Raw genomic sequence first — 21,221 nt, forward strand, 5'->3', positions numbered from 1 at the left:
CCGATGAGGCGGTTAGGATCCCCGGGTGTCTCCCCAACGCGCGCTACTGCCACGGTCGACGCCGGCTGCATCGAGAGTTTCGTCGCGGGCGGTTGCCGCGCTGCTGGACCGGCTCGAAGAGCAGTCCGTCGAGTGCCACTCCCTCATGATCGTGCAGCACGGGCACGTCGTCGCCGAAGGCTGGTGGGCGCCCTATTCGGCCGAACGCCCGCACCTGCTCTACTCGCTGACCAAGTCGTTCACCTCGGTCGCCGTCGGGCTCGCGATCGGCGACGGGCTGCTCTCGCTGGACGATCGGGTGGTCGATGTGTTGCCCGAGCGCGTTCCGGCCGGTGTCTCCGAGCAGGGACGCCGCATCACCGTTCACCATCTGCTGTCGATGACGGCCGGACACCGTGAGGACAGCCTCGCCGATGCCTGGCAACTGGAGCCCGGCGACCTGGTGAAGGGTTTCCTCCGCCTGCCGTTTCACCAAGCCGAGGGAACCCGGCACGTCTACGACAACTCGACCACCTACATCCTGGCCCGGATGGTGGAACGGGTCACGGGCCGCGGCCTCCCCGAACTGCTCGACGAGCGCCTCTTCGAGCCGATGGGCATCGAGGGCGCCGAATGGGACCGGGTGGCGAGCGGCGCCGCCTTCGGATTCCACGGGCTGCACCTCACGACCGAGGCCGTCGCCGCCTTCGGTGAACTGTTGCTGCGCGGCGGCCGTTGGGGCGACCGCCAGCTCGTCCCGCGCGATTGGCTGGAGCTCGCGACCAGACGGCACGTCGAGACCCTGCCTCTTCCGGGCTGGTCGCGAAACCCCGACTTTCTGTCGGGGTACGGCTACCAGTTCTGGATGTCGCGGCACGGATACCACGGTCATGGCTCCTACGGCCAGTACTGCGTGGTCGTCCCGTCGCACGATCTCGTGGTGGCCGTGACCGGCGCCATCCAGCAGGAAGACGCGCTGCCCGGCGCCTTCTGGGACTGCCTGCTCCCCGGCCTGGACGACGCGGGGAGCGCCCGGGACGACGAGATCCTCGCCGCCCGGCTTGAGGGGCTGTCACTCGCGCCGGTGACGGGCTCGGCGGCCCCTTCCCGTTCCGCGACGGCGAGAATCGACGCCTCCGCCGAGAGTTCTGCCCTGCCAGACGAAACCGAAGTGGTCGTCGATCCCGCGGATCGCGGATGGCTGCTGCGACTCGGGTCGGCCCTCAAGGTCGAGGTCGGCCACGGCGAGTGGCGCGAAAGCTCACCGCTCGGCCGCCCCCTCGTCGCGACGGGTGCCTGGCAGGGCAACACGTTCGTCGCCGACCTGTACGTCATCACCACCCCGCACCGAGTCCGGCTCACGCTCGACGCCGACACGGGTACAGCGGAGGCGACCTGGAACGTCCCGCCCCTGACCGGCCCCAGCCTCGAGTTGCACCTGCGGTCGCCGCTCATGACCCGCCCGGACGTCGCCTAGACGATCCGAGGCCCGACGACTGCGTCGACGTCGGTCGGGAACGTGGCCCAGCCGTACGCCGGATCCGGTACGTCGACCGTCCGCATGCGTACGGCCACGACACCGGCGGCCGGTTGAACGGAGATCCACTGGCCCAGGTAGCCGTCGTGGCCGAAGCCGATCCGGCTCCGCGGATCGCCGGGCCGGGTGAACTGGGCGAAGCAGCCCAGGCCCAGCTCGCCCCGGCCGGGTGGCTGGGCGGCAAGCCACCACGGCGGCAGCAGGAGCCGGCTGCCGCAGCGTCCGTGGTTCAGGTGGAGGGATCCGAGCCGGGCCAGGTCGGCTGCGCGCAGGCAGAGCCCGGACATGCAGAGCGGAAAGCCCTCCGGGTCGCGTTGCCACGACCAGTCCCGCACGTCGAGCGGCGCGAACAGGCCATCGCCCGCGAGCTCGTCCACCGTCCGGCCGCCGGCCCGTTCGGCCACGATCCCCGCGAGGTGGAACGCGACGTTGTTGTACGCGAACCGGCCCGGCTCGGTCGCCGGCTCGCTCGCCAACACCAGCGAACGTACGGAAGCGGCCTGGTAGACCGTCGCCGGCGAGCCGACCGCGAGCCCAGTCCGGTGCGTGAGCACCTGCGTCAACGTCAGGTCGCCGCGGACGTCGTGCGCCCACTCGTCGATCCATCTGCGCAGCGGTGCACGGAGATCATCGGCGGACAGGGCCAGTCCAAGCGCCATCGCAACGACGAACTTCGTCACCGACATGCACTCGATCGCCCGCATGCCGTTGTCGTCGTACCACTCGAGGACGGCACCGCCGCCTGTCGCAACCGCGAGCGCCGCCGTCTGGTTGGTTCGGGCCTGGGCTACGAGCGGATTCCAGCCGGCGTTCATCCGGTCAGCGTGGCACGGCGATCCGGATCAGGCCACGCGGACCCGCGGCGGCTGCCTCGACGTCCTCCGGCAACGGTTCGCGACCGTTCAGGCGGATCTGGAAGAGATCGGCGTACAGCGCGGGCCGGAGGCGGATCCAGTGCTCGATCGCGCGGGCGAGCACCGGCGGGTCGGAGACGAGGTCGGCCCTGGCCGGCACGAGCCGGCCGCGCAGCCACAGTGTGAGGTCGGCGCCGCCGGCGAGGTTCTTCGACCAGCCGGCCGTCGTGGTCACGAACACCGCTCCCGGCTCCTGGTAGTACGTGACGGGCACGGAGTAGACCCTGCCCGACTTGCGACCGCGTACGTTCAGCACGGTCGTCTCGTTGCTGAGCCCGAGGAAGGCGTGCCACCGCGACCGCAGCAACCAGCCGACCATCCGGGTCAACCACCGAGGGGGCGGGGTGTGCTGCCTGGGCGGCCGATACGTCTCCACAGCTGACATGCTGACACTATTGCTCTAGACTGTCAGAGTGTCAAGCAGACGAGATCAGGTCCTGGACGCGGCGCTGAGGTGCTTCGGCCGCTACGGATACCGCCGGACGTCGATGGAGAGCATCGCCCAGGTGGCCGGCATGTCGCGGCCGGCGGTCTACCAGCACTTCGGCGGCAAGGACGAGATCTTCCGCGCGGTCGCGATCCGCCTGTTCGACGACGCGCTCGCGCAGGCCGAGGCCGCCGCAGCGCAGCAGCCCGGCGAGGGAGCGGCCGACCGCCTCTACGGCGTCCTGGTCGCGAAGCACCAGTTGCTCGTCGGCTCCACCCAGGAAGAGTTCCGGGCCGAGCTGATCGCCGAGGCCGAGACGCTCACCGCTGAGCTGATCGACTCGTTCCAGCAGCGACTCACCACGGTCCTGCGCCGCCTCTTCGACGACGTGGGCGACGAGCTCGACCTGCTCGGCACGCAGCTTTCCGCCGGCGACGCCGCCCGGCTCGTGCTCGCCGCCGCCGGCGGCATCGAGTGCGACCCGTCCCCCAGGGTCGTACGCAAGCGGTTGCGCCAGCTCGCCGACCTCACCGTGCGCGGCCTGCGGTCCGGCTGAGCACGTCCCCACCGGGCCGGCGGGGTACGGTGACCGGCATGGAGACCTGGGACGCCATCCGCGCGCGCCGAAACGTCCGTGCGTACACAGATCAGCCGATTTCCGACGAGCACCTCGACCGCATCCTCGAGGCCGGCCGGCGCGCGCCTTCGTCGCGCAACTGGCAGCCGTGGGACTTCGTGGTGGTGACCGACCGCGAGCAGCTGCGGCAGCTGGCGAAGGTGTGGCTGTACGGCTCCCATGTCGCCCAGTCCGCGGCCACGATCGCACTGGTGGCCCGCGCGCCCGGCTCAGAGCTCGAACGCGACACGATCCAGTACGACTTCGGCCAGGCCACGATGACCATGATGCTGGCGGCCGCCGACCTCGGCATCGGCACCGGACACTCCTCGGTCGGCGACCAGGACCTCGCCCGCGAGCTGCTCGGCCTGCCGGCCGACCGGTTCTGCGCGTACCTCATGGCGCTCGGCTACCCGTCCGACCGCCCGCTCACGCCGATCCGCAACCCCAGCCGCCGCCCCTTCGACGACGTGGTGCACCGCGGCCGCTGGTGACCCCTAGGCAGCCTGGTCGATCTCGCCGAGCCAGGGTGAGAAGCCGTCGTCGCGGCCGGCCCAGGCGGCCAGGCCGCGGGCCAGCTCGGAGTCGGTCATCAGGACGTCGCCGAACACCGCGCGCAGCCGGGTGAGGTCGTCGTCGATGCCGGTGAACGTCAGGCGCGTCACGGGCTTCTCGCTCCAGCGGCCGACCGTCCCGATGCTGAGCTGACCGCCCACGCCGTCCCAGGCGCAGATGGCGCTCGGGCGTCCCGGCAACCAGAAGCGGCCGGTGCCCCGGAAGCGTCCCGTGGCCAGGTCGGCCAGGCGGTCCTGCAGACGAGCGGGATGCAGCGGACGCCACGACTCCAGCACGGCGGTCCAGACGCGCAGGTCGTTGGTGACGTCGAGGCCCTGCGTGGAGTAGAGGTCGGTGAGCGTCGCGGCGTCGGGAGCCAGGTGCCACACCAGCGTCGCCGCCGCGGAATCGGGCGCCACGTCAGGACGGCAGGCGACCGTGTCGGCGTGCTCGAGCTGCCGGGCCAGCGCCTCGCCCACCGCGCGGCGGTCGGCCGCGGCGAGCGCGAGCCCGCGTTCGGCCAACAGGTCGTCGCCGAACAGATCGTCCACCACCGTTGACAAGTCGACGACGGAGACGACGCTGCCTTCGGCCACCACCTCCCGCAGCGGCCGCCCGGCCACGACAGCGGTGCGGAGCACCTCGAGCACCGGCGCCGGCTCGGCGGCGACGGGCAGCGCGAGCACCAGCCTCGTCCAGCGGCGAAGCCGCGCCAGCCGGGCGAGCGTCGGCACGATGTCCTCGCGCAACGCGCAGGTCAGGCAGGGATGGTCGAGCGAGACGACCGTGTCCTCGACGATGCCGCCAACGTCGTAAACCCTTCTGTGCAAGGCTCCTGTCGCCGGATCGACATCGTGCCGCACGACGACGGAGCTCGGCTCGTCGCAGAGCAGCACCGAGGCGGCCGCCTGCCGCAGCACCTCATCGATGGATACGAGCAGCGTTAGCGGCAGCGGTTGGTCCATACCTTCAAAGGTACGCGACCCATGCCTACTTGGCAATCATTTTCATTAAGCCCACGACCGCGCGTCGCGCCGCGACCCGTCGTGTCTAGCCCTCGGCGGCGTAGACGTCCATCAAATGCAAGGCTTCCTTGACCCCGAGCGCACCAGGCCGCCGCGGTTGGCGGACGCCGGTCGGCAGGCTGCGCAGCGCCGGCCCGTAGCGCGCGAGCGCGTCGAAGTGCATCGGCCAGCGCTCACGCGTGCCGGCGAGCAGCCGCACCCGGCCGTCGATGTACGCTGACAGCTCCGCCCACGCCTCCGGCCGCGCGATCCCCTTCGACGCCACGCCGTGCGGGAAGACCAGCACGTCGACGTCGCGGTACGGGTCGCCGCGCTGGCGGGCGGTCTCGACGTGCCGCAGCACCGCCTCGCGCGCGGACTCCACGCCAAAGAACGTCCAGTACGGCACCGATCCTGTACGGAAGGCCTGCACCGGATCCACCATCACGAACGACTCGACCAGCAGCCGGTCGCCGCTGCCGCCGGCGGCGCGGATCTCGTCGCGCATCAGGTCGGCCACCGGGTCGGCGAGCCGCTGCGGCGACGGCACGATGATCCGGTCGATGGTGCGCCCGGCCTGCGAGGCGTACTCGCCGAGTGCGTCGCCCAACCGGGTGTCGAACCCCCACTCCGCCTCCGACGCCACCGCGTCCGCGGCCGGCGACGTCGAGGCGCTCAGATAGTCGGCCGGCGTCAGCCCACCCTGCGCGCCCGACTGGAAGACGTGCCGCTCCCCCACCCGCGTCACCGGCCAGGTCGACAGGTCGTCCAGGACGACGATCGGCGCGTCCGGCGCCAGGCAGTTGTCGAGGAACTCGCGGTACGCGGCAGGCAGCGTCCACCACTTGAGCCGGAAGTAGGCCATCCGCGCCACCATCAGCTCGTCCTGGTTGCCGTCGTGCATGTGGTGGAGGACGACGCCGGGGTTGCGCTCCAGCAGCGGCCCGGCCACCGAACGCCCGAACTCCAGCGCCGCCGCCGGGTTGCCGGGGTCGTTGTCGCTCCAGCGCACGGGGATCAGGATCGTCTGCGGCAGCCACGGCATGCCGGTCGCGGCGCACAGGTGTGTCAGGGCGCCGTTCGACGATCCGATCACGACACCGGGATACGGCTTGCTGTCGTAGTGGTTCACGACCCAGCGGGCGACCGCCTCCAGGTCGACGTCACCGAGCTGCCCTGGCCGCAGGCCCTCGGCCGCGCCGATCAGGGAGTACGCCTGCCTCCGCAGTCCGGCCGGCAGCACCCAGCTCGCCCGCACCGGCTCGGCGCGCAGCCCACTCTGGCCGACGTGCGGGAAGTCCTTCCCTCGCAGTGCGTTCGCCGTCGCCCGCAACATCGCCGACGCCGAGTCGAACGACGCCACCGCACGCTCCGGCGGCACGTCGTCCGACAGTCCGTACGTCACGCCGCTGTGCCTCATGTCGCACCCTCCAACGCGCCGAGCGTGGCCTCCGCGAGCGCCTCCGGTTGCTGGAACGGGAACGCGTGCGGCGCCCCCGGCACCTCAACGAGCCGTCCGCCCGTGAACTCCGCCAGCCACGCGGCCCACTCCGGCGTACACATCGCATCGCGCCGCCCGCGTACGACCGTCACCGGCACGTCGGCTCGCTCCAGCCACACCGCCGGGTCGTCGTCGAGCATGGTGCGCACCATGCGCAGCATCCGCCGCCAGCCCGCGCGCCGCTGCTCCGGTCGCTGGAACTTCGCCAGCCCAGGCGGCTCGCGCGACGTGTCGATCAGCCAGCGGGCCAGCAACCGCACCATGCCGCGGTACGCGGGGTCGACCGTCGGGCTGGCCAGCACCATGCCGTGGACCAGCCCCGGCGCGGCGACCGCGAGCCGCGGCACGACCTGCGAGCCGTACGAGTGCCCGACGAACAGCGCGCCTCGCGGCAGCCGGCGAGCCGTCCAGCCCGCGACCTCGGCAACGTCCTCCAGCAGGCCGTAGGTCTTCGGCGGGTCTACTGCACGGCCCGTGCCCGGAAGCTCGAGCAGGTGGACGGTCGCGTGCTCGGCCAGGAGGTCCTGCGTGGCGGCGAGGTAGCGCGACACGGCCATACCCGGCACCAGGACGACGTCGGGACCGCTGCCCTTGGTCGTCCAGGCCAGCCGCATGCCCGGCCGAGGGCCGGCGCCGCGGCTACTGCTTGGTCGCGTGGTCGGGTCGGACGAAGACGACGACACGGTGCTCACCCGGCTGCGACCAAGGATATTCGTCCTGATCGATGTACTTCTTGGCCATCTTGTCGATGAACGTGTGGTCCGGATCGTCCTCGATCCGGTCCACGCGGCCCCGGAGCTCGACGTAGCGATGCGGCTCGTCGGGATCGTGCACCGAAACGGCGACGCGGCTGTCGCGCCGCAGGTTGCGGTACTTCTGACGATCCGTCGTCTGGCTGAACTTCAGGAACTCGCCGTCCCAGTCGATCCAGACCGGGTTCGACTGCGGCTCGCCCTCCGGTCCGATCGTCGCGACGTGTCCGAAGGCGCGCTTGACCAGAATCTCCTCACGGTCCTTGGGTACGACCGTCGTCTCGCTTGCCATCTCACGGTCACCTCCTCGACCTTCTATGCCCCGATTTGGCCCGGCCTCACCTACGACCAGCGGCGACCGCGGGAGACTGACAGGTCGGCTCGATCGTCGTCATCACGGCGATGCGGCTGGTCGACGACGACGTCCAGCCGCCCTGGGGCCTGCCGCTGCAGACGGTCGCGCCGCTCGTCGTCGGCGGCCTCGCGGCGATCGGGCTGCTGATCAGCCCGACGATCGGCGCGTATCTCGTCGCGCTCGGGCTGCTCCTCCACGCGAGCCTCGACGGCTGGCTGTTCCGGACCAACCGGGTCGTCGCGCACTCGATGGCGGAGTTCTGCTTCGTGCTCGACGCGACGCTGGCCGTGCTGATCGTCGGGCTGGCGAACGTCTAGACGGTGAGCGGCGGGCCCAGGATCTCGATGCCGTGCGCGGCCGCGATCCGGGCCAGCTCGGCCGGACTCGGGCCGGCAGACAGGTCGTCCGGCCGCCCGGCCTCGTCGTTCGCGGCAGGCGTGCCGACCTCGAGCGTGAACCGGTCGAAGCCGGCCGGGGTGTGCAGCGTGAGGTAATGGGCCTCCGGGCTGGTCACCACGAACCCGTGCGGGAGCTTCCTGGGCAGGAAGGCGACCGCGCCCGCACCGGCGGCCTGCGCGTGGCCGTCGACCTCAATCCGCAGCTCGCCGTCGAGGACGAAGAACGTCTCCTCGGCGTCGTGCCGGTGCAGTGGTGTGCTGAACCCACGTTCACAGCGATGCTCGAGGATCGCCAGCTGCCCGCCGGTGGCGTCTCCTCCCGCCCGGATCCGGACCAGAGCGCCCATGAACCAGACCGCCTGCTGGAGCTGGGGCGGCAGGATCGCCGGCGGGACGGGAACTCGCGAGCCGTCGTGGAAGGTCATGCTCTCGATAGTGGACCATCGGGGCCACGGCCACATTGGGCCATCGCCGGATCACGTTCGGCAGCTATGTCTGCGGTAGCCTGACGGCAGTGCAACGGCTGGGAGCGCTCTCAACGAGAGGATCCAGACGTCCATGGTTACCTCCGCAGGCAGCCAGACTCGCACCAAGACTCTCCTCGGCGCCCTCCTCGGCGGGATCGCCCTCGTCCTCGGCACGGTCGTGGCGCCGGACGGGTCGGCCGAACCACCGCCTCCACCATCTCCCCCAGCACTGACCTGGGCGTCACCGCAGCCCGGCGATGCCGGTGCGCACACGGTCACGCTGATCACCGGCGACGTCGTGCACTTCGAACGCGACACCACCGGCAAGCCCTCCTACTCGGTCACGCCGGCGGCCCGCCCGCGCCATGAACAGGTCACGTTCCAGGATGTGCCGCTGCGCGACGGCTTCCTGGTGCTGCCGTCCGACGCCGTTCCCTACGTCACCTCCGGCGCGCTCGACCGTTCGCTGTTCGACGTCGAGGCGCTGATCGAGGACGGGTACGCCGACGACGCGGCCGCGCTCCCGGTGATCGTCGACCACGCCGGCTCCGCGCGGGCGTTGCCCGCCGGCCGGACCGCTCGCACGCTGCGCAGCCTGAACGCCACCGCCCTCGATCTCGAACGCGGCGCCGCGAAGCGGTTCTGGGCGGGCCTGCGCCCCGAGCGCCGAGGCGACCCGCTCACGGCCGGCGTACGCAAGGTCTGGCTCGACCGCAGGATGCGTGCGAGCCTCGACCAGAGCGTCCCGCTGGTCGGCGCTTCACAGGCATGGGCGCTCGGCCTCGACGGCAAGGGCACCACTGTCGCGATCCTGGACAGCGGCATCGACACCACGCATCCCGATCTCACGGGCAAGGTCGCGGCCGGGCAGAGCTTCGTCGACGGTGAGCCGGGCTATGCGGACCACTTCGGCCACGGCACTCACGTCGCCTCGACGATCGCCGGCAGTGCCGCAGCGTCCGACGGCAAGTACAAGGGCGTCGCCCCGGCCGCGACGCTACTCGCCGGCAAGGTGCTCGACGACAGTGGCAACGGATCGATGTCGAGCGTCATCGCCGGCATGGAGTGGGCCGCACGGCAGGGCGCCGACGTCGTCAACCTGAGTCTCGGCGGTCCGGTGACCGACGGCACCGATCCCGCGTCGGCGGCGCTGAACGAGCTAAGCGAGCAGTACGGAACGCTGTTCGTCGTCGCCGCCGGCAACAACGGCGAGGAAGCCAGCGTCAGCACGCCGGGTGCCGCCGATGCCGCGCTCACCGTCGGTGCGGTCGACAAGGTGACCGGCACGTCCATCGCGGAGTTCTCCGGCCGCGGGCCGCGCTACGGCGATGGCGCGGTCAAGCCGAACCTCGTGGCGCCCGGCGTTGGCATCATCGCTGCCCGCGCGGCCGGCACCGACGGCCCGGAGCCGGTCGGCGAGTTCTACACCAGGGCGTCCGGCACCTCGATGGCCACGCCGCACGTCGCGGGAGCGGCCGCGATCCTCGCGCAGCAGCATCCGGACTGGACAGCTCAACAGCTGAAGGACGTCCTGGTGTCCACCGCGCGACCGCTGGACGCCAGCACGTTCGAGGCGGGTGCCGGCCGGCTGGACGTCGCCCGAGCCGTCGCACAGAACGTCCATGGCCCGGCCGCGGTCGACTTCGGCGAGGTCCCGCCCGGCGACGGCGCGATCACCAGGGAGGTCACGCTCACCAACGACCGTGCGACTGCCGTCGACCTGACCATGCGCAGCGACCTGCGCCGGCTCGACGGCGGCGCCGCCCCTGCGGCAGCGATCCGGCTCGAGCCCGCCCAGCTCGCCGTACCCGCGCACGGCAAGGCGACCGTGCGGGTCACGCTGGATCCGTCCGGGCTCGACCGGACTGTCTACGGCGGTCACCTCACGGCCGGCGGCGACGCCACCCTGTCGATCCCGATCGGCCTGTACGCGGGCCGGACGGCCGGCGTACACGTCGAGGTGCTCGGCGGGCACGGCGCACCGCTCCCGCTCGTCACCACGATCTTGCAGCAGACCGACTTCGACGCCGACCCGCGGGACCCGTTCGCGCAGGAGGTCTACGTCACCTCGACCGACGAGCAAGGCGCGATCGACGCGACGGTGCAGCCGGGCACCTACGACGTGTTCGCGTTCGGCGACGAGGTCGGCTTCGACGCGCGCCGCTACAACGCCTTGTACCGCTTCGACCTGGCCGTCACCACCGACACGCGGATCACGCTGGACGGGCGCGACACGGCGCCGCTGCGTCCGGCGGCACCCGAGCCGACCGACTTCACGAACTCGGTGACGACCGTGCAGCATCTCCTGCCTGGGGCGGCGGAGAGTCCGTTCTTCCGCTCGCCGCACATCGCCGGTGGCAACGAGATCGCCGACGTGTACGTCAGCCGGTCCCCCGGCGTCCGGCAGGGCCGGCTGCGGATCGAGCACCAGTGGACGCTCGAGCAGAGAGCACTGCGCACGGTCAGTACGTCCGGCGGGCTCGGCTTGAACCCGGCGTACGACAGCGCGTCGGTGCGCCGGCTGGTCACGAGCACGCGGACCTATCCCCTGGTGTTCGCCGGGCAGGGCGAGGCGTCCGACTTCGACGGGATCGACGCCACCGGGAGGTTCGCGCTGGTCGCGCTGCGGCCGCCGCCCGAGGGCACGCCGCACCGCTGGGAGCAGGCGTACTACAACCAGCTGGGCCAGGCGATCACCAACGCCGAGGCGGCCGGAGCCGCCGGGCTGCTGTACTACTTCGATCTGGCCGGCGCGATCGCCCACCCGATCGGCAGCGCGGCCACGATCCGGCTCGGGCTGAGCCAGGCCGAGGGCGCGCGGCTGCGTGCGCAGCTCGCCGGCGGACCGCTGTCGCTCACGCTGCAAGGCAGTGCGGAGCCACCGTCGGTCTACCACCTGTTCTTCGAGCATGGCTCGGCGCCGGCGTCGCCACCTTCGGTCGCGGCCGGGTCGCTGGCGCGCGCTCCGATCTCGTACCACGCCGACAAAGCCGGCGTGCCGGTTCGCGAGCGCTGGGTCGGACTGCACGCCGACAGCCCGCCCATCCGCCCGGAGATCTGGAACGGGCAACCCCAGCGAGCGTTCACCGGACCGGTGACGACGACGCACCTGGTCGGCCCAGTACGCGCCGACGTGACCTGGCTGCGCGAGGTCAGGCAGGGCTCGCGGCTGCCGATGCTGTCCTACCAGCGGTTCGCGACCGCCGGGACGCAGCCGGCCGAGCACTGGTTCAAGGCGCCGCTGCTGCCCGGAGCCGCCGACGTGCCGGCGGCTTCGACCCGGGCCGCGGGCCCGGTCGTACCGGCCTGCTCGCTGTGCCGGGACGGCGACCGGTTCGTACCGGCCGACCAGTGGCTGGACTCCGACCCGCGGCACTTCGCCGACCTGAGCCCGGCGCTCGGCACCGTGGAGCTGTTCGAGGACGACGCGGAAGTCCGCTTGCAGGACAGCGATCCACGTTCGTTCCTGGTCTCGTCGCCTGCCGCGGCGGACTACCGGGTCGCGGCCAGGGACGTGCCACCGGAGCTCAACAGCGTCCGCCTGCTGTCCAGCCAGGTCAGCACGGAGTGGAGCTTCGGCTCCCAGGCTCCGGACGAGTCACGGAACGGGTCACCGGACGGGTTCGCCTGCAGCTTCGGGACGTCGTGCGCGTTCCAGCCGGCGCTGCAGGTCCGGTACGACGTACCGCTCGACCTGCTGAACCGGGCACCTGCCGGGCAGGCTGTCGGCTTCGACCTGACCGCGGCCGTGCACGGCGCGGCGCCGGAACGCCCGGCGGTGACCGCGGCCCGGCTCCAGTTCTCGGTCGACGACGGCGCCACCTGGCAGGACGCCGGCCTGTCGGCCCTGGGCGGCGGACGCTACCGCGCGACGGTCGAGCATCCGGCGCTCCCGCAGACCAACGGCTACGTGTCGCTGCGCTTCACTGCGTCCGACACCGCCGGCGGCAGCCTGACCCAGACGGTGACGCGGGCCTACGCGCTCGAGTAGCAGGTCGCCGCGCGCGAGGAACGTGGCTGTCAGGCCTCCGGACCGGCCTCGAGGTCCGGCGGTGGGGTCTCCTGCGGGGTCGTGGGCGCAGGCTTCGGGGTGCTCGTCGGCGGTTTGGTCGGAGGCGGCTGGGTCGGCTCGGGCTCCGGCTCGGTCGGCTTCGGCGACGGGCTCTTCGTCGGGCTGGGCGAGGTGGTGGGCGTCGGGGTCTCGGTGGGCGTCGGGGTGGGGGTGTCGCGGCGCTGTGGCTCGTCGTCACGGATCACCCGAGTGTCGTCGGTCGGAGACGGCGAGTTCGGCGTGGCCGAGGTGGGCTTGGACTGGCTCGTCGTGGCCGCCGGCTTGATCGGCTGCTCCGCGCTCGATCCCGGACCACCGGCTCCGAGCAGTATCGCGAGCATCGTGCCGCCGCCACCGATGACCAGCAGCGCGGCCACCGCCACCGCAGCGAGGACCAGCTTGCGCCGCCGCGACATCGGACGCTCGCCGGTGTCGTCGGGCTCGAACACGCTGGCCGAACGGGTCCGGCCGCCGCCGCCCCAGTCGTCGGCCTCCACGATCGTGCGCTCGGCCGGCCCGCCCGGGTCGAGCGTGTCGTCGGCCATCGCGGCGATGCCTGCCACCGCCGGGTCGACGGCGATGGTCCGGTCGGGGTCCTCCGGCTCGTCGGCTCCGGCCGCCGGCACCTCCGGCGGACGCACCGGGACGACCAGCGCGGCCGCTCGGCTGTTCGCGCTCGCGGCCGCACCCGGAGCAGGCCCGGCACCCGGCCGCTCTCCGGCCAGGACGCCGACTCCGTCCAGTGCTCGCAGCACGTCCGCGCGCATCTCGAACGCCGTCTGGTAACGGTCGCGGGGGTTCTTCTGCAACGACTTCTGCAGGATCGCGTCCACCTCGGGCGCAACGTCGCGGTTGAGCGACGACGCGGCCGCGGGGTTCTCCCGGACGTGCTGGTACGCGACGGCGATCGGCGAGTCTCCGGTGAACGGCGGGCGCCCGGTCAGCATTTCGTACAGCAGGCAGCCGGTGGAGTAGAGGTCGCTGCGGATGTCGATCGCGCCGCCCCGCACCTGTTCCGGCGAGATGTACTGCGCGGTCCCGATCATCGCCGAGGTCTTGGTGATGGTCTGCCCGGCCTCGAGCGCGCGGGCGATGCCGAAGTCCATCACCTTCACCGCGCCCGCCGGCGTCACCATCACGTTGCCCGGCTTGATGTCGCGGTGAACGATTCCGGCCTGGTGGCTGTGCTCCAGCGCCGCTAGCACCTCGGCCGTGATCTCCAGCGCACGCTCGGGATCGATCCGCTTCTGCGCGCGCAGCAACGCCCGCACGGTGCGGCCCTCGACGTATTCCATGACGATGTAGGGCGCCGGCAGCCCGTCGCCGGCGTCCTCGGCCTCGCCCGTGTCGTAGACCGCCACGATCGAGGCATGGTTGAGCGAGCCGGCGGCACGAGCCTCCCGGCGGAAACGCTCGAGAAAGGTCGGGTCGGCAAGCCGGTCGGTCCGCAGCAGCTTCACAGCGACGGTGCGCCCCAGGCGTAGATCCGCGGCCATTCGGACTGTCGCCATGCCGCCTTGGCCAAGCGGTTTGCCCAGTTCGTACCGACCGTCCAACACGGTCTGCTTCTTCAACGGCACGCTTCCTGGTCCACTACTCGGTTCCTACGCTCATTGCCCCAACAGCCTACGTTCACACTGACGCAGCACATCCTTGATTCGTTGCCCGAACTTCGACGGATCAGTGATTCACCGCGATTCACACGGCATCGCGGGTCCTGGCCAGGACTTCCCGGGCTCGGCTCACCCCGGATTCGTTGCCCAGGCTGCGATAGATCTCCAACGCACGTTCGGCATGCTCTTCCGCGTCGGCCCGCTCGCCCACCTGGACGAGCAATTCCGCCAATCCACGCAAACAACGCGCTTCCCACCATCGGTCGCCGAGCTCGCGATAGGCGAGCACCGCCTCCCGTACCGCGTCGATCGCCTCCGCGGGCCGGTCCAGCCGGCTCAATGCCTCCCCCTCGGCGTACGACGTGCGCGCCACGCCCCAGGAGTCACCGAGGCCGGCCAGCATGTCCTTCGCCCGCTTCACAAACGTCAACTCACGCAGGCCGTTCCCCGGCTGGCCGACGCTCCCCGCCGCCCGCAGGCAGCGGGCCTCCTCCCAGCCTTCGCCACGCAGCCGGAACCGCTCGGCCGCTCGTTCGAGCGTGAGCGCGGCCATCGTGTACTTCACGTGCGCCTCGCGATGCGCCCCACGCGTACTCAACTGGTGCGCCTCGGCGGCGATGATCTCGCCGAGTGCCCGCTCGGTCTGGGCTTCGGAGTAACGGTTGCCGTCTCGCCGGAACACCCGCAGCGAGTCCTCCAGCAGCTCCCGCGCCTGGTCGTAGCTGCGCTGGGCGGACCGCAGCTCGGCGAGGTTGCGCTGGGTGCGGGCATGCCACCAGCTGTCGCCTTCGGTCCGGAACCCCTCGATGGCCTCGAGGAGGTACTGCTGCCCGGCGTCCAGGTTGCCGGCGTTGCGCAGGGTCACGCCGAGCAGCCGGTTGGCGCGCGCGGCCCACCAGGTCTCCCGCAACCCACGCAGGAGGTCCAGTGCCTGCCGACCGTCGTCCAGTGCTCGCTCGAGCTGGCCCATCCCACCGACGACGGCGGCTCGCTCGAGCAGCGCGATGCCGAGCGCGCGGCGGTCGTCGAGCCGGCCCGCGGCGTCGCAGCAGATCTCGGCGACGGCGAGCCAGTCGGACCAGAACATCCGCATCGAGTGGCACAGCGAGCAGAACGCTCGGCTGAGCCGCCACACCGAGCGCCACGTCTCGAGCTCGGCCGACTGCCGCAGGATCGCCAGCAGGGCAAGGCGTTCGCTGGTCAGCCAGTCCATCGCAGAAGGTTCGCCGGCAGCCGTACGGTCGGTGCGGTCGGGCCGGGCCTTGCGGTGCCAGTCCTGCGGCCAGCGCGACGCCGCGACCTCCTCCGCGCGGTCGCGGTAGCCGTCGATGACGCGGACCAGCGCGGTTCGCCGCTGCTCCTCGCTGTCCTCGCGTTCGGCGCTCTCGGCGGCGTACAGGCGGACCAGGTCGTGCAGCCGGTAGCGCCGGGCACCCGTCGCGTCGGTCGCGGAGTACTCCACCAGCTGCGCGTCGACCAGCGCCTCCAACTGGTCCACGCCGTCGAGCTCGGACGTGCCGAGCAGCTCGCCGGCCACCCAGCCGGGGATGTCGGGTGCGGCCACCAGGCCGAACGCACGCAGCAGCCTGCGCTGCACGTCGGTGCAGTCGTCGTACGACAGCTTCAGGCTGGCCCGGACGCTCTGGCTGATCCGGACACCGATCTCGAGCTCGTCGAGGCGTCGCCTCCGCTCGTCGCCGAGCCGGTCGGCCAGGTCGCGGAGCGACCAGTGCTCACGGGCGGCGAGCCGGCCGCCGCAGATGGAGATCGCGAGCGGCAGGTGACCGCACAGCTCGACGATGTCGACGGCGGCCTGCGCGTCGGCGGCGATCCGTTCGTCACCGGCGAGCCGGGCCAACAGCTCGACACCCTGCGACTCCGAGAACGCCGGCAGGCGCTTGTCGTAGGACGTACGGATGTAGAGCGGCTGGCGGGACGTCACGATCACCGCGCAGCCGGCGTCCGACGGCAGCAGCGCCTGCACCTGGTCGCCGTCGACGGCGTTGTCCAGGTAGATCAGCAGGCGGCGGTCGCGTACCCAGGTCCACCACAGCTTCTGCAGCTCGGGGAGCCCACCGGGGTCGGTGGACAGCCGCACGCCGAGGGCCAACAGGAAGCCGGTCAGTACGTCTTCCGGACTGACCCGGACCTCGGCGGTGCCGCGCAGGTCGAAATAGAGCTGGCCGTCGGGGAAGCGCTGGGCGATCTCGTGGGCGAACCTCGTCGCGAGCGCCGACTTGCCGACGCCGGCCGGTCCGTGGATCGACACGACCAGCGGAGTCGCGCCCATACCGGGGTCGTCGCGGTGCGGGCGCCTGCGGGCTCGCCCGCCGAAGACTTCGCGCAGCTCGTCCAGGACCTCGCCGCGGCCGGTGAAGTGCGTGACGACCGGCGGCAGCTGTGCCGGTGGGACGTTGCCCGGCTCGACGCCCCTGCCTCTCGGCTTCGGTTCGTCGGGCGCTCCGGCCGCACGCTGGGTCGCCCAGGCCACCAGGCCCGCGATCACCGACACGACGACGGTGATGCCGACTCCGGCCTCGACCGGCAGGTTGAGCACGTCGAGGGTCGACGTCAACCCGGCGACGACCGCGGTCAGTCCCCCGACCAGCCACGGCGCGGCCATCCGCGCCACTCGCCGGCCGTCGTCGTCCGGGCGGCGGTCCGCGGGTTCGAGCTGATTGCCTGGCATCCACACCCCTCCTGGATATGGCTTACCGGATCAATCCGCTCCCGGGCCCGTCGACCGGCCGTCGTTCGCCTGCCGTTCACTCTTCACCTCGTCAGCGCGGGCAGGCTCCTACGTGGGTGGGGCCTGAGGTGAAGAGCAGCTGGGTCCGCAGGACTTCGGCGGCCACGCCGCGGCCCATCGCGAGTCCGTCGCGGTTGCTGAAGTCGAAGTGGAGGCCGCCGACCACGCGTGAACTGCCTGCCTCCGCGGCCGCGGCCGAGAGGCTCGGGAAGCTGCGCGCCATCGGCAAGCCGGTCGCCGGATCGATCGGGGCGGAGTCGCTGGCGTGGGTGAACGACAGCAGGTCGTCGCAGTAGAAGCCGGCGATCACGGAAGCGCCGGCGGCGCTGTAGACACTGTGCCCGGAGACGTACTCCGGTGAGCTGCCCGGACTGCCGGCCCTGGCCCGCCAGGTCGGGACCGGCTCGGTGTACGGGTTGCCGTCCAGGTCGGCCTGCCGGATCGCCGATTCGGGACGCCAGTGCCGGAAGACGTACTTCGTGCGCACGGTCGCGACCGAGGTGTCGGCCAGCGCCATCGTCAGCAGCGCGAACAGCCTCGACTGGGCCTCCAGGCCGACCGGATGCTCGGCGGTCAGCTGCAACGCGATCCGCACCCACTCACCCGGCGGCTGGACCGTGCCCGTCCCCAGCGACCAGTACTGATAGGTCGCCGACTTCTCAGCGTCCGGGATGTCGAAGTCGCCGACCAGCCGGATATAGGCGAACGCCGCGGCGTAGTCCAGCGAGCCCAGCGCCGGCGGACCCGCTCCGACATACGGCGCCGCGTCGGCGATCGCGAACGGCGTCACGTTGCGGTATTGCACGCCCGGCCACGCCGCCGGGAACACGCCGGGCCCGGAACCCGCCGGCTGCGTCTCGACCGGTCGCGAGCCGTCACCGGCCCGCGCGTCGACGACGAACGCGCCGACCTGCTCACCCCACGCGCGGCCGGCCACCGCCCCGCGCCCGCTGCCGAGCTGGGCGAGGTCCGCGGCGAACTGAGCGTCGTAGACCGCCAGCTGGTCGGGGCGGTCGGAGTACAGCCGGGTCAGCACGGTGTGCGCGGCTGCGACCGCGGCCGCCTGCTGGTCGCCGTGCGCGGGCGCTCCCGCAGGCGACTTCAGCGCGAAGTCTCGCGCTCGAGATCCTCGTTTGGAGGCGATGCCGTTGACCGCGTCGTAGACCGCGACGCCGACCATCGCGTACGTCCGGGCCGCGTCGGCGTCGCTCGCCCGGACCGTTCGTACGGTGTTCAGCGCGAGCTCGTTCCAGGTGCGGATCGGATCGAGCCGCCCCGCGTCGAAACCAGAATCGAGCCCGGCCGAAACCGGTTGCGCACCCGTGGCCAGCAACAGTACAAATGTCAAGCAGACAAGGGCTTTTCTCATCCCGGACCCCTCCCCTGAGCCTCGCATGCGGACTCAGCATAGGCCTGCGGTCGGAAGGGTGTGCGGTGGTGATCTGATGATTTCTAGCGATGAGATAACTACGGTAAGTCTTCAGTTCGAGTTCAAATAGTGTCATAGTGAGGCCATGCCTGCTTCACCAGCAGCCGGACGCTCAGCCCGGCGACAGCGCTCCCAGCACCTCGAACAGCTCGAGCGTTTCCTGCGGCACCAGGGCGCCTACGGCACCGCGTTCGTCGACAGCGATGCCGAGCTTGCCGACACGTGGAACGGCCTGCTCGCCTGGGACATCCGCGACGGCGCCCAGTCCGGCACCACGATCCGCTGCGACCAGCACGAACCCGACGGCACCTGGCACTACCTCGACGACGCCGGTCACGTACTCGCCGCCGTACCCGACTGCCTCGGCGTGCACCACGAGCTCGCACGGCGCCGCCTCGGCACTTCGCCCGAGGCCCTGCGCGTCCAATAGGAGGAGCCGGCCAGATGCTCAGGCAGGCACCCACGCAGGTACGAGACAGGCAGCAGGCAGAGGAAGGGCCCGCTCGTTCGAAGGCGTAAGAACGAGCGGGCCCTTCACTTGTGGAGGATGGTCTAGTGATCAGCTCCCTGATCGGACAGGAACGACGCGACCCACACCAGCGCGGAGTTCCAGTTGATCGCTACTTCGTTCGTCGAGTAGCTCTGGATGTCGTCGACGTAGCAGAACTGCGGCGCGCACCCGGCGAGTAGCCGCTGGACGAACGGGTCCTGCAGGGCGGCGTTGGCGCCACCCGCGATCGAGCCGGCTGGCGGGTTCGGCAGCGACGCGTCCAGCTGGTGGCCGTAGATCCGGCTGTGCTGGTTCTGCGGGCTCTTGGTTCCGTAGCCGGTGACGTAGGAGTGGTTCAGCGCGTTGCGGCCGAGGATGTAGTCCATGCCGCGCAGCGCACCGTCGCGGTACTTCTCCTTGCCGGTCAGGTCGTACGCCGTCGCCAGCACAGCGAGGTTGTTGAGCACCGCGCTGTTGGAGCCCCAGAAGTACATGTCCGCCTGGCCCGGCAGTGGCACGCCGTACGCCTGCGCGCTGAGCGTGGCGAGGTAGGCGTCTGCCCCGGCCACGACCGACGCGCGCACCTGCTTGGCCTGCGAGTGCGGGAGCCGGCTCGGCACGGTCGCGAGGTCCAGCCTGGCCAGGCCACCGACCGACTGCCAGCCGAAGCCGCCCGGACCGAACACGTCGGCGGTGTGCACCGGCGAGGTCACGACCTCCGCGAGGTACTCGTTGCGGGCGGTCGTGAGGTACAGCTCGACGGCCGCCCAGTAGAACTCGTCGCTCACGTTCGTGTCGCTGTACGAGCCACCACCGTTGGAGTCCGCGTCGGTCGCGAGCACGTCCGGGTGCGCCTTGGCCGCGGTCCACGCGGTCTTCGCCGCGGTCAGGCAGCGGTTGGCGAACGCCCGGTCGTACGGCCGGAACAGCCGCGCACACTGTGCGCCGGCGGCGGCCAGGTTGAGCGTGGCCGCGGTCGAGGCCGGGTGCAGCTCGCGAAGCTGCGGGTCGGCCTCGGGCGCCAGCGGCAGGCCCGTCCAGTTCTGGTCGTGGATCTTGTGGTGCACCATCCCGGCGAGCGGCTGACCGGCCGGCACCTGCATGCGCAGCAGGAACTCCATCTCCCAGCGTGCCTCGTCGAGGATGTCCGGCACGCCGTTGCCGCGTTCGGGGACGCGCTGCGTGCGGTCCTTCAGCGGGCGGGTCTGACCGGTCGGCGCGAGCATCGCGCGCTCCCAGGTGCCGAGCAGTTGCGCGGCCGCGATGCCGCCGTTCACGACGTACTTGCCGTGGTCGCCGGCGTCGTACCAGCCGCCGCGGACGTCCAGCCGGTAGTCGCAGACGCCGGCCTGGCAGGGCACGTCGGTGTCGCCGGTGTTGGGCGCGACGCCGAGGTGGCCGGCCGGGCGGGCGTACTGCTCGCCGACCAGCGCGCCGTCGATCGCGATGCCGCTGCGCTGGATGTAGAAGAACTGCAGCGCGTCGCTACGCAGCTGGTCGTAGATGCGGCTGGAAATCCTGAACGGGTAGCTGGTCTCGCCGTCGGCGGTGAGCGTGTAGCCGCTGCCGGAACGGCGGACCCGGCTGAAGTCGATGGTCTGGACGTTCTGACCGGAAGCGGCATCGACACCGCGCGGCGTGCTGGTGCCGTCCGCGACCAGCCGGCCTGCCGAGTCACGCAGCTGCCACGGCAACGGGCTGGTCGCCTCGGTGACCACCGTCGCCTGCTTCGGGCCGGATGGCAGGTAGCCGACCTGGTTCACCCTCACTCTCGGGCCGGTGTCCGGCTCGTACGGGGGAATCTCCACACCACCCTTCAGGGAGACGTTGTCGAGGCAGAACGTCCAGGGTGCGGCCGAGCCGCCGATCTGGAACTGCACGCTCCCGGCCGCGGTGTCGGTCAGCGAGGTGAAGCTGTATGTGTAGGTCTGGTCGTCGCCGAGTGCGACCGGCTGGGAGATCTCGGCGGTGAATGGCGGGTCGGCCAGCTGCACGTTCGCCCGTACGGTGATCGGGGCGCTGGCCTGCGCGGAGAACGAGAACTCATAGGACTCGCCGTTGACCAGCGCGATGTTGTTCTGGCCGATGATCGCGTCCCAGGGGTTGCTGGTGCCGCCCGGGATCTCGGCGCAGAGCCGGCCGTCGGTGAGCTGGGCCGGAACGTTGCCGGTCCACCACCAGGGTGCGGTCTCGGTGTCGAAGCCGCCGTTGACGATCTGCTCGGCCGGCTCGTCGGCCAGGCCGGGTGCGGCCGTGGCGCCGCCCATGCCTGTCACGGCCAGGCCGGTCGCCGCGAACACAGCGAAAAGCCGTCGAATGTTCGTACGCATGATCCGCCCGCCTCCCTCGGACCGGGAGCGCTCACTGTCGCCTTCGGTGCCCCT

General features: G+C 71.3%; 17 protein-coding genes. 6 read left to right on the plus strand and 11 right to left on the minus strand.

Annotated features, from left to right (window positions below; translation table 11 throughout):
* Window positions 1-25: 25 nt before the first annotated feature.
* Entirely contained in the window at window positions 26-1,456 is a 1,431-nt protein-coding gene (locus tag ACYVF6_RS13655; RefSeq protein WP_460520912.1) for a serine hydrolase domain-containing protein, read from the plus strand.
* Here the strand turns inward: ACYVF6_RS13655 and ACYVF6_RS13660 are convergent.
* Complete coding sequence (locus ACYVF6_RS13660; protein WP_460520914.1) at window positions 1,453-2,331, minus strand: serine hydrolase domain-containing protein; 879 nt, start codon at window positions 2,329-2,331, stop codon at window positions 1,453-1,455. The genes ACYVF6_RS13655 and ACYVF6_RS13660 overlap by 4 nt on opposite strands.
* 4 nt (window positions 2,332-2,335) lie before the next feature.
* Window positions 2,336-2,806, minus strand: coding sequence for a PNPOx family protein (locus tag ACYVF6_RS13665; protein ID WP_460520916.1), 471 nt, complete (start codon window positions 2,804-2,806; stop codon window positions 2,336-2,338).
* Window positions 2,807-2,843: 37 nt separating this feature from the next.
* On the opposite strand from ACYVF6_RS13665, the gene ACYVF6_RS13670 reads away from it, so the two are divergent.
* Both ACYVF6_RS13670 and ACYVF6_RS13675 read left to right on the plus strand, forming a co-directional pair.
* On the plus strand, window positions 2,844-3,413 hold the full coding sequence (locus ACYVF6_RS13670) for a TetR/AcrR family transcriptional regulator (RefSeq protein ID WP_460520918.1): 570 nt from the start codon (window positions 2,844-2,846) through the stop codon (window positions 3,411-3,413).
* Between the two features lie 38 nt (window positions 3,414-3,451).
* Window positions 3,452-3,967 carry a nitroreductase family protein gene (locus ACYVF6_RS13675; RefSeq protein ID WP_460520920.1) on the plus strand — a complete coding sequence of 172 codons (516 nt, stop codon included), beginning with the start codon at window positions 3,452-3,454 and terminating at the stop codon, window positions 3,965-3,967.
* A gap of 3 nt (window positions 3,968-3,970) precedes the next feature.
* Here the strand turns inward: ACYVF6_RS13675 and ACYVF6_RS13680 are convergent, their stop codons facing one another.
* The 4 genes from ACYVF6_RS13680 to ACYVF6_RS13695 all read right to left on the minus strand — a co-directional run bounded on the left by ACYVF6_RS13680 (window position 3,971) and on the right by ACYVF6_RS13695 (window position 7,577).
* A complete protein-coding gene (locus ACYVF6_RS13680; RefSeq protein WP_460520922.1) occupies window positions 3,971-4,993 on the minus strand; it encodes a CobW family GTP-binding protein in 1,023 nt (340 codons plus the stop codon).
* A gap of 85 nt (window positions 4,994-5,078) precedes the next feature.
* Window positions 5,079-6,452 carry a hypothetical protein gene (locus ACYVF6_RS13685; protein WP_460520924.1) on the minus strand — a complete coding sequence of 458 codons (1,374 nt, stop codon included), beginning with the start codon at window positions 6,450-6,452 and terminating at the stop codon, window positions 5,079-5,081.
* Entirely contained in the window at window positions 6,449-7,216 is a 768-nt protein-coding gene (locus ACYVF6_RS13690; protein ID WP_460520926.1) for an alpha/beta fold hydrolase, read from the minus strand. The genes ACYVF6_RS13685 and ACYVF6_RS13690 overlap by 4 nt, the downstream gene beginning before the upstream one ends.
* Window positions 7,173-7,577, minus strand: a complete 405-nt coding sequence (locus ACYVF6_RS13695; RefSeq protein ID WP_460520928.1) for a PPOX class F420-dependent oxidoreductase — start codon at window positions 7,575-7,577, stop codon at window positions 7,173-7,175. Before ACYVF6_RS13695 ends, ACYVF6_RS13690 begins: the two co-directional genes overlap by 44 nt.
* Before the next feature lie 110 nt (window positions 7,578-7,687).
* Here ACYVF6_RS13695 and ACYVF6_RS13700 point away from each other — a divergent pair, with 110 nt between their 5' ends.
* Window positions 7,688-7,957, plus strand: a complete 270-nt coding sequence (locus tag ACYVF6_RS13700) for a hypothetical protein (protein ID WP_460520930.1) — start codon at window positions 7,688-7,690, stop codon at window positions 7,955-7,957.
* On the opposite strand, the gene ACYVF6_RS13705 is transcribed toward ACYVF6_RS13700, so the two are convergent.
* Window positions 7,954-8,463, minus strand: a complete 510-nt coding sequence (locus ACYVF6_RS13705; protein WP_460520932.1) for a cupin domain-containing protein — start codon at window positions 8,461-8,463, stop codon at window positions 7,954-7,956. The genes ACYVF6_RS13700 and ACYVF6_RS13705 overlap by 4 nt on opposite strands.
* A gap of 133 nt (window positions 8,464-8,596) precedes the next feature.
* On the opposite strand from ACYVF6_RS13705, the gene ACYVF6_RS13710 reads away from it, so the two are divergent.
* Window positions 8,597-12,496, plus strand: a complete 3,900-nt coding sequence (locus tag ACYVF6_RS13710; RefSeq protein ID WP_460520934.1) for a S8 family serine peptidase — start codon at window positions 8,597-8,599, stop codon at window positions 12,494-12,496.
* 29 nt (window positions 12,497-12,525) lie between these two features.
* On the opposite strand, the gene ACYVF6_RS13715 is transcribed toward ACYVF6_RS13710, so the two are convergent.
* The 3 genes from ACYVF6_RS13715 to ACYVF6_RS13725 form a co-directional block, all read right to left on the minus strand.
* Window positions 12,526-14,136 (minus strand): protein kinase domain-containing protein, encoded by a 1,611-nt coding sequence (locus ACYVF6_RS13715; RefSeq protein ID WP_460520935.1) that lies wholly within the window; start codon window positions 14,134-14,136, stop codon window positions 12,526-12,528.
* 118 nt (window positions 14,137-14,254) lie between these two features.
* The gene (locus ACYVF6_RS13720; protein ID WP_460520936.1) at window positions 14,255-16,858 is read right to left on the minus strand and encodes an ATP-binding protein; all 2,604 of its coding nucleotides are present in this window, start codon (window positions 16,856-16,858) and stop codon (window positions 14,255-14,257) included.
* 91 nt (window positions 16,859-16,949) lie between these two features.
* Entirely contained in the window at window positions 16,950-18,266 is a 1,317-nt protein-coding gene (locus ACYVF6_RS13725; protein ID WP_460520938.1) for a vanadium-dependent haloperoxidase, read from the minus strand.
* 166 nt (window positions 18,267-18,432) lie between these two features.
* Between ACYVF6_RS13725 and ACYVF6_RS13730 the strand changes: the two genes are divergently transcribed.
* Window positions 18,433-18,777, plus strand: coding sequence for a hypothetical protein (locus ACYVF6_RS13730; protein WP_460520940.1), 345 nt, complete (start codon window positions 18,433-18,435; stop codon window positions 18,775-18,777).
* A 122-nt stretch (window positions 18,778-18,899) separates the two neighbouring features.
* On the opposite strand, the gene ACYVF6_RS13735 is transcribed toward ACYVF6_RS13730, so the two are convergent.
* Window positions 18,900-21,167: a glycoside hydrolase family 9 protein gene (locus tag ACYVF6_RS13735; protein ID WP_460520942.1), complete on the minus strand. Its 2,268-nt coding sequence runs from the start codon at window positions 21,165-21,167 to the stop codon at window positions 18,900-18,902.
* Between the last annotated feature and the right edge of the window lie 54 nt (window positions 21,168-21,221).

It is taken from the genome of Flindersiella endophytica (genome assembly GCF_054779015.1).

What these genes read in the sequence shown, in the direction of transcription:
- ACYVF6_RS13675 (WP_460520920.1), top strand. Translation starts at nt 3,452, where the DNA reads ATGGAGACCTGGGACGCCATCCGCGCGCGCCGAAACGTCCGTGCGTAC.
- ACYVF6_RS13700 (WP_460520930.1), top strand. Translation starts at nt 7,688, where the DNA reads ATGCGGCTGGTCGACGACGACGTCCAGCCGCCCTGGGGCCTGCCGCTG.
- ACYVF6_RS13660 (WP_460520914.1), bottom strand. Translation starts at nt 2,331, where the DNA reads ATGAACGCCGGCTGGAATCCGCTCGTAGCCCAGGCCCGAACCAACCAG.
- ACYVF6_RS13730 (WP_460520940.1), top strand. Translation starts at nt 18,433, where the DNA reads ATGCCTGCTTCACCAGCAGCCGGACGCTCAGCCCGGCGACAGCGCTCC.
- ACYVF6_RS13695 (WP_460520928.1), bottom strand. Translation starts at nt 7,577, where the DNA reads ATGGCAAGCGAGACGACGGTCGTACCCAAGGACCGTGAGGAGATTCTG.
- ACYVF6_RS13705 (WP_460520932.1), bottom strand. Translation starts at nt 8,463, where the DNA reads ATGACCTTCCACGACGGCTCGCGAGTTCCCGTCCCGCCGGCGATCCTG.
- ACYVF6_RS13685 (WP_460520924.1), bottom strand. Translation starts at nt 6,452, where the DNA reads ATGAGGCACAGCGGCGTGACGTACGGACTGTCGGACGACGTGCCGCCG.
- ACYVF6_RS13680 (WP_460520922.1), bottom strand. Translation starts at nt 4,993, where the DNA reads ATGGACCAACCGCTGCCGCTAACGCTGCTCGTATCCATCGATGAGGTG.
- ACYVF6_RS13720 (WP_460520936.1), bottom strand. Translation starts at nt 16,858, where the DNA reads ATGCCAGGCAATCAGCTCGAACCCGCGGACCGCCGCCCGGACGACGAC.
- ACYVF6_RS13735 (WP_460520942.1), bottom strand. Translation starts at nt 21,167, where the DNA reads ATGCGTACGAACATTCGACGGCTTTTCGCTGTGTTCGCGGCGACCGGC.
- ACYVF6_RS13710 (WP_460520934.1), top strand. Translation starts at nt 8,597, where the DNA reads ATGGTTACCTCCGCAGGCAGCCAGACTCGCACCAAGACTCTCCTCGGC.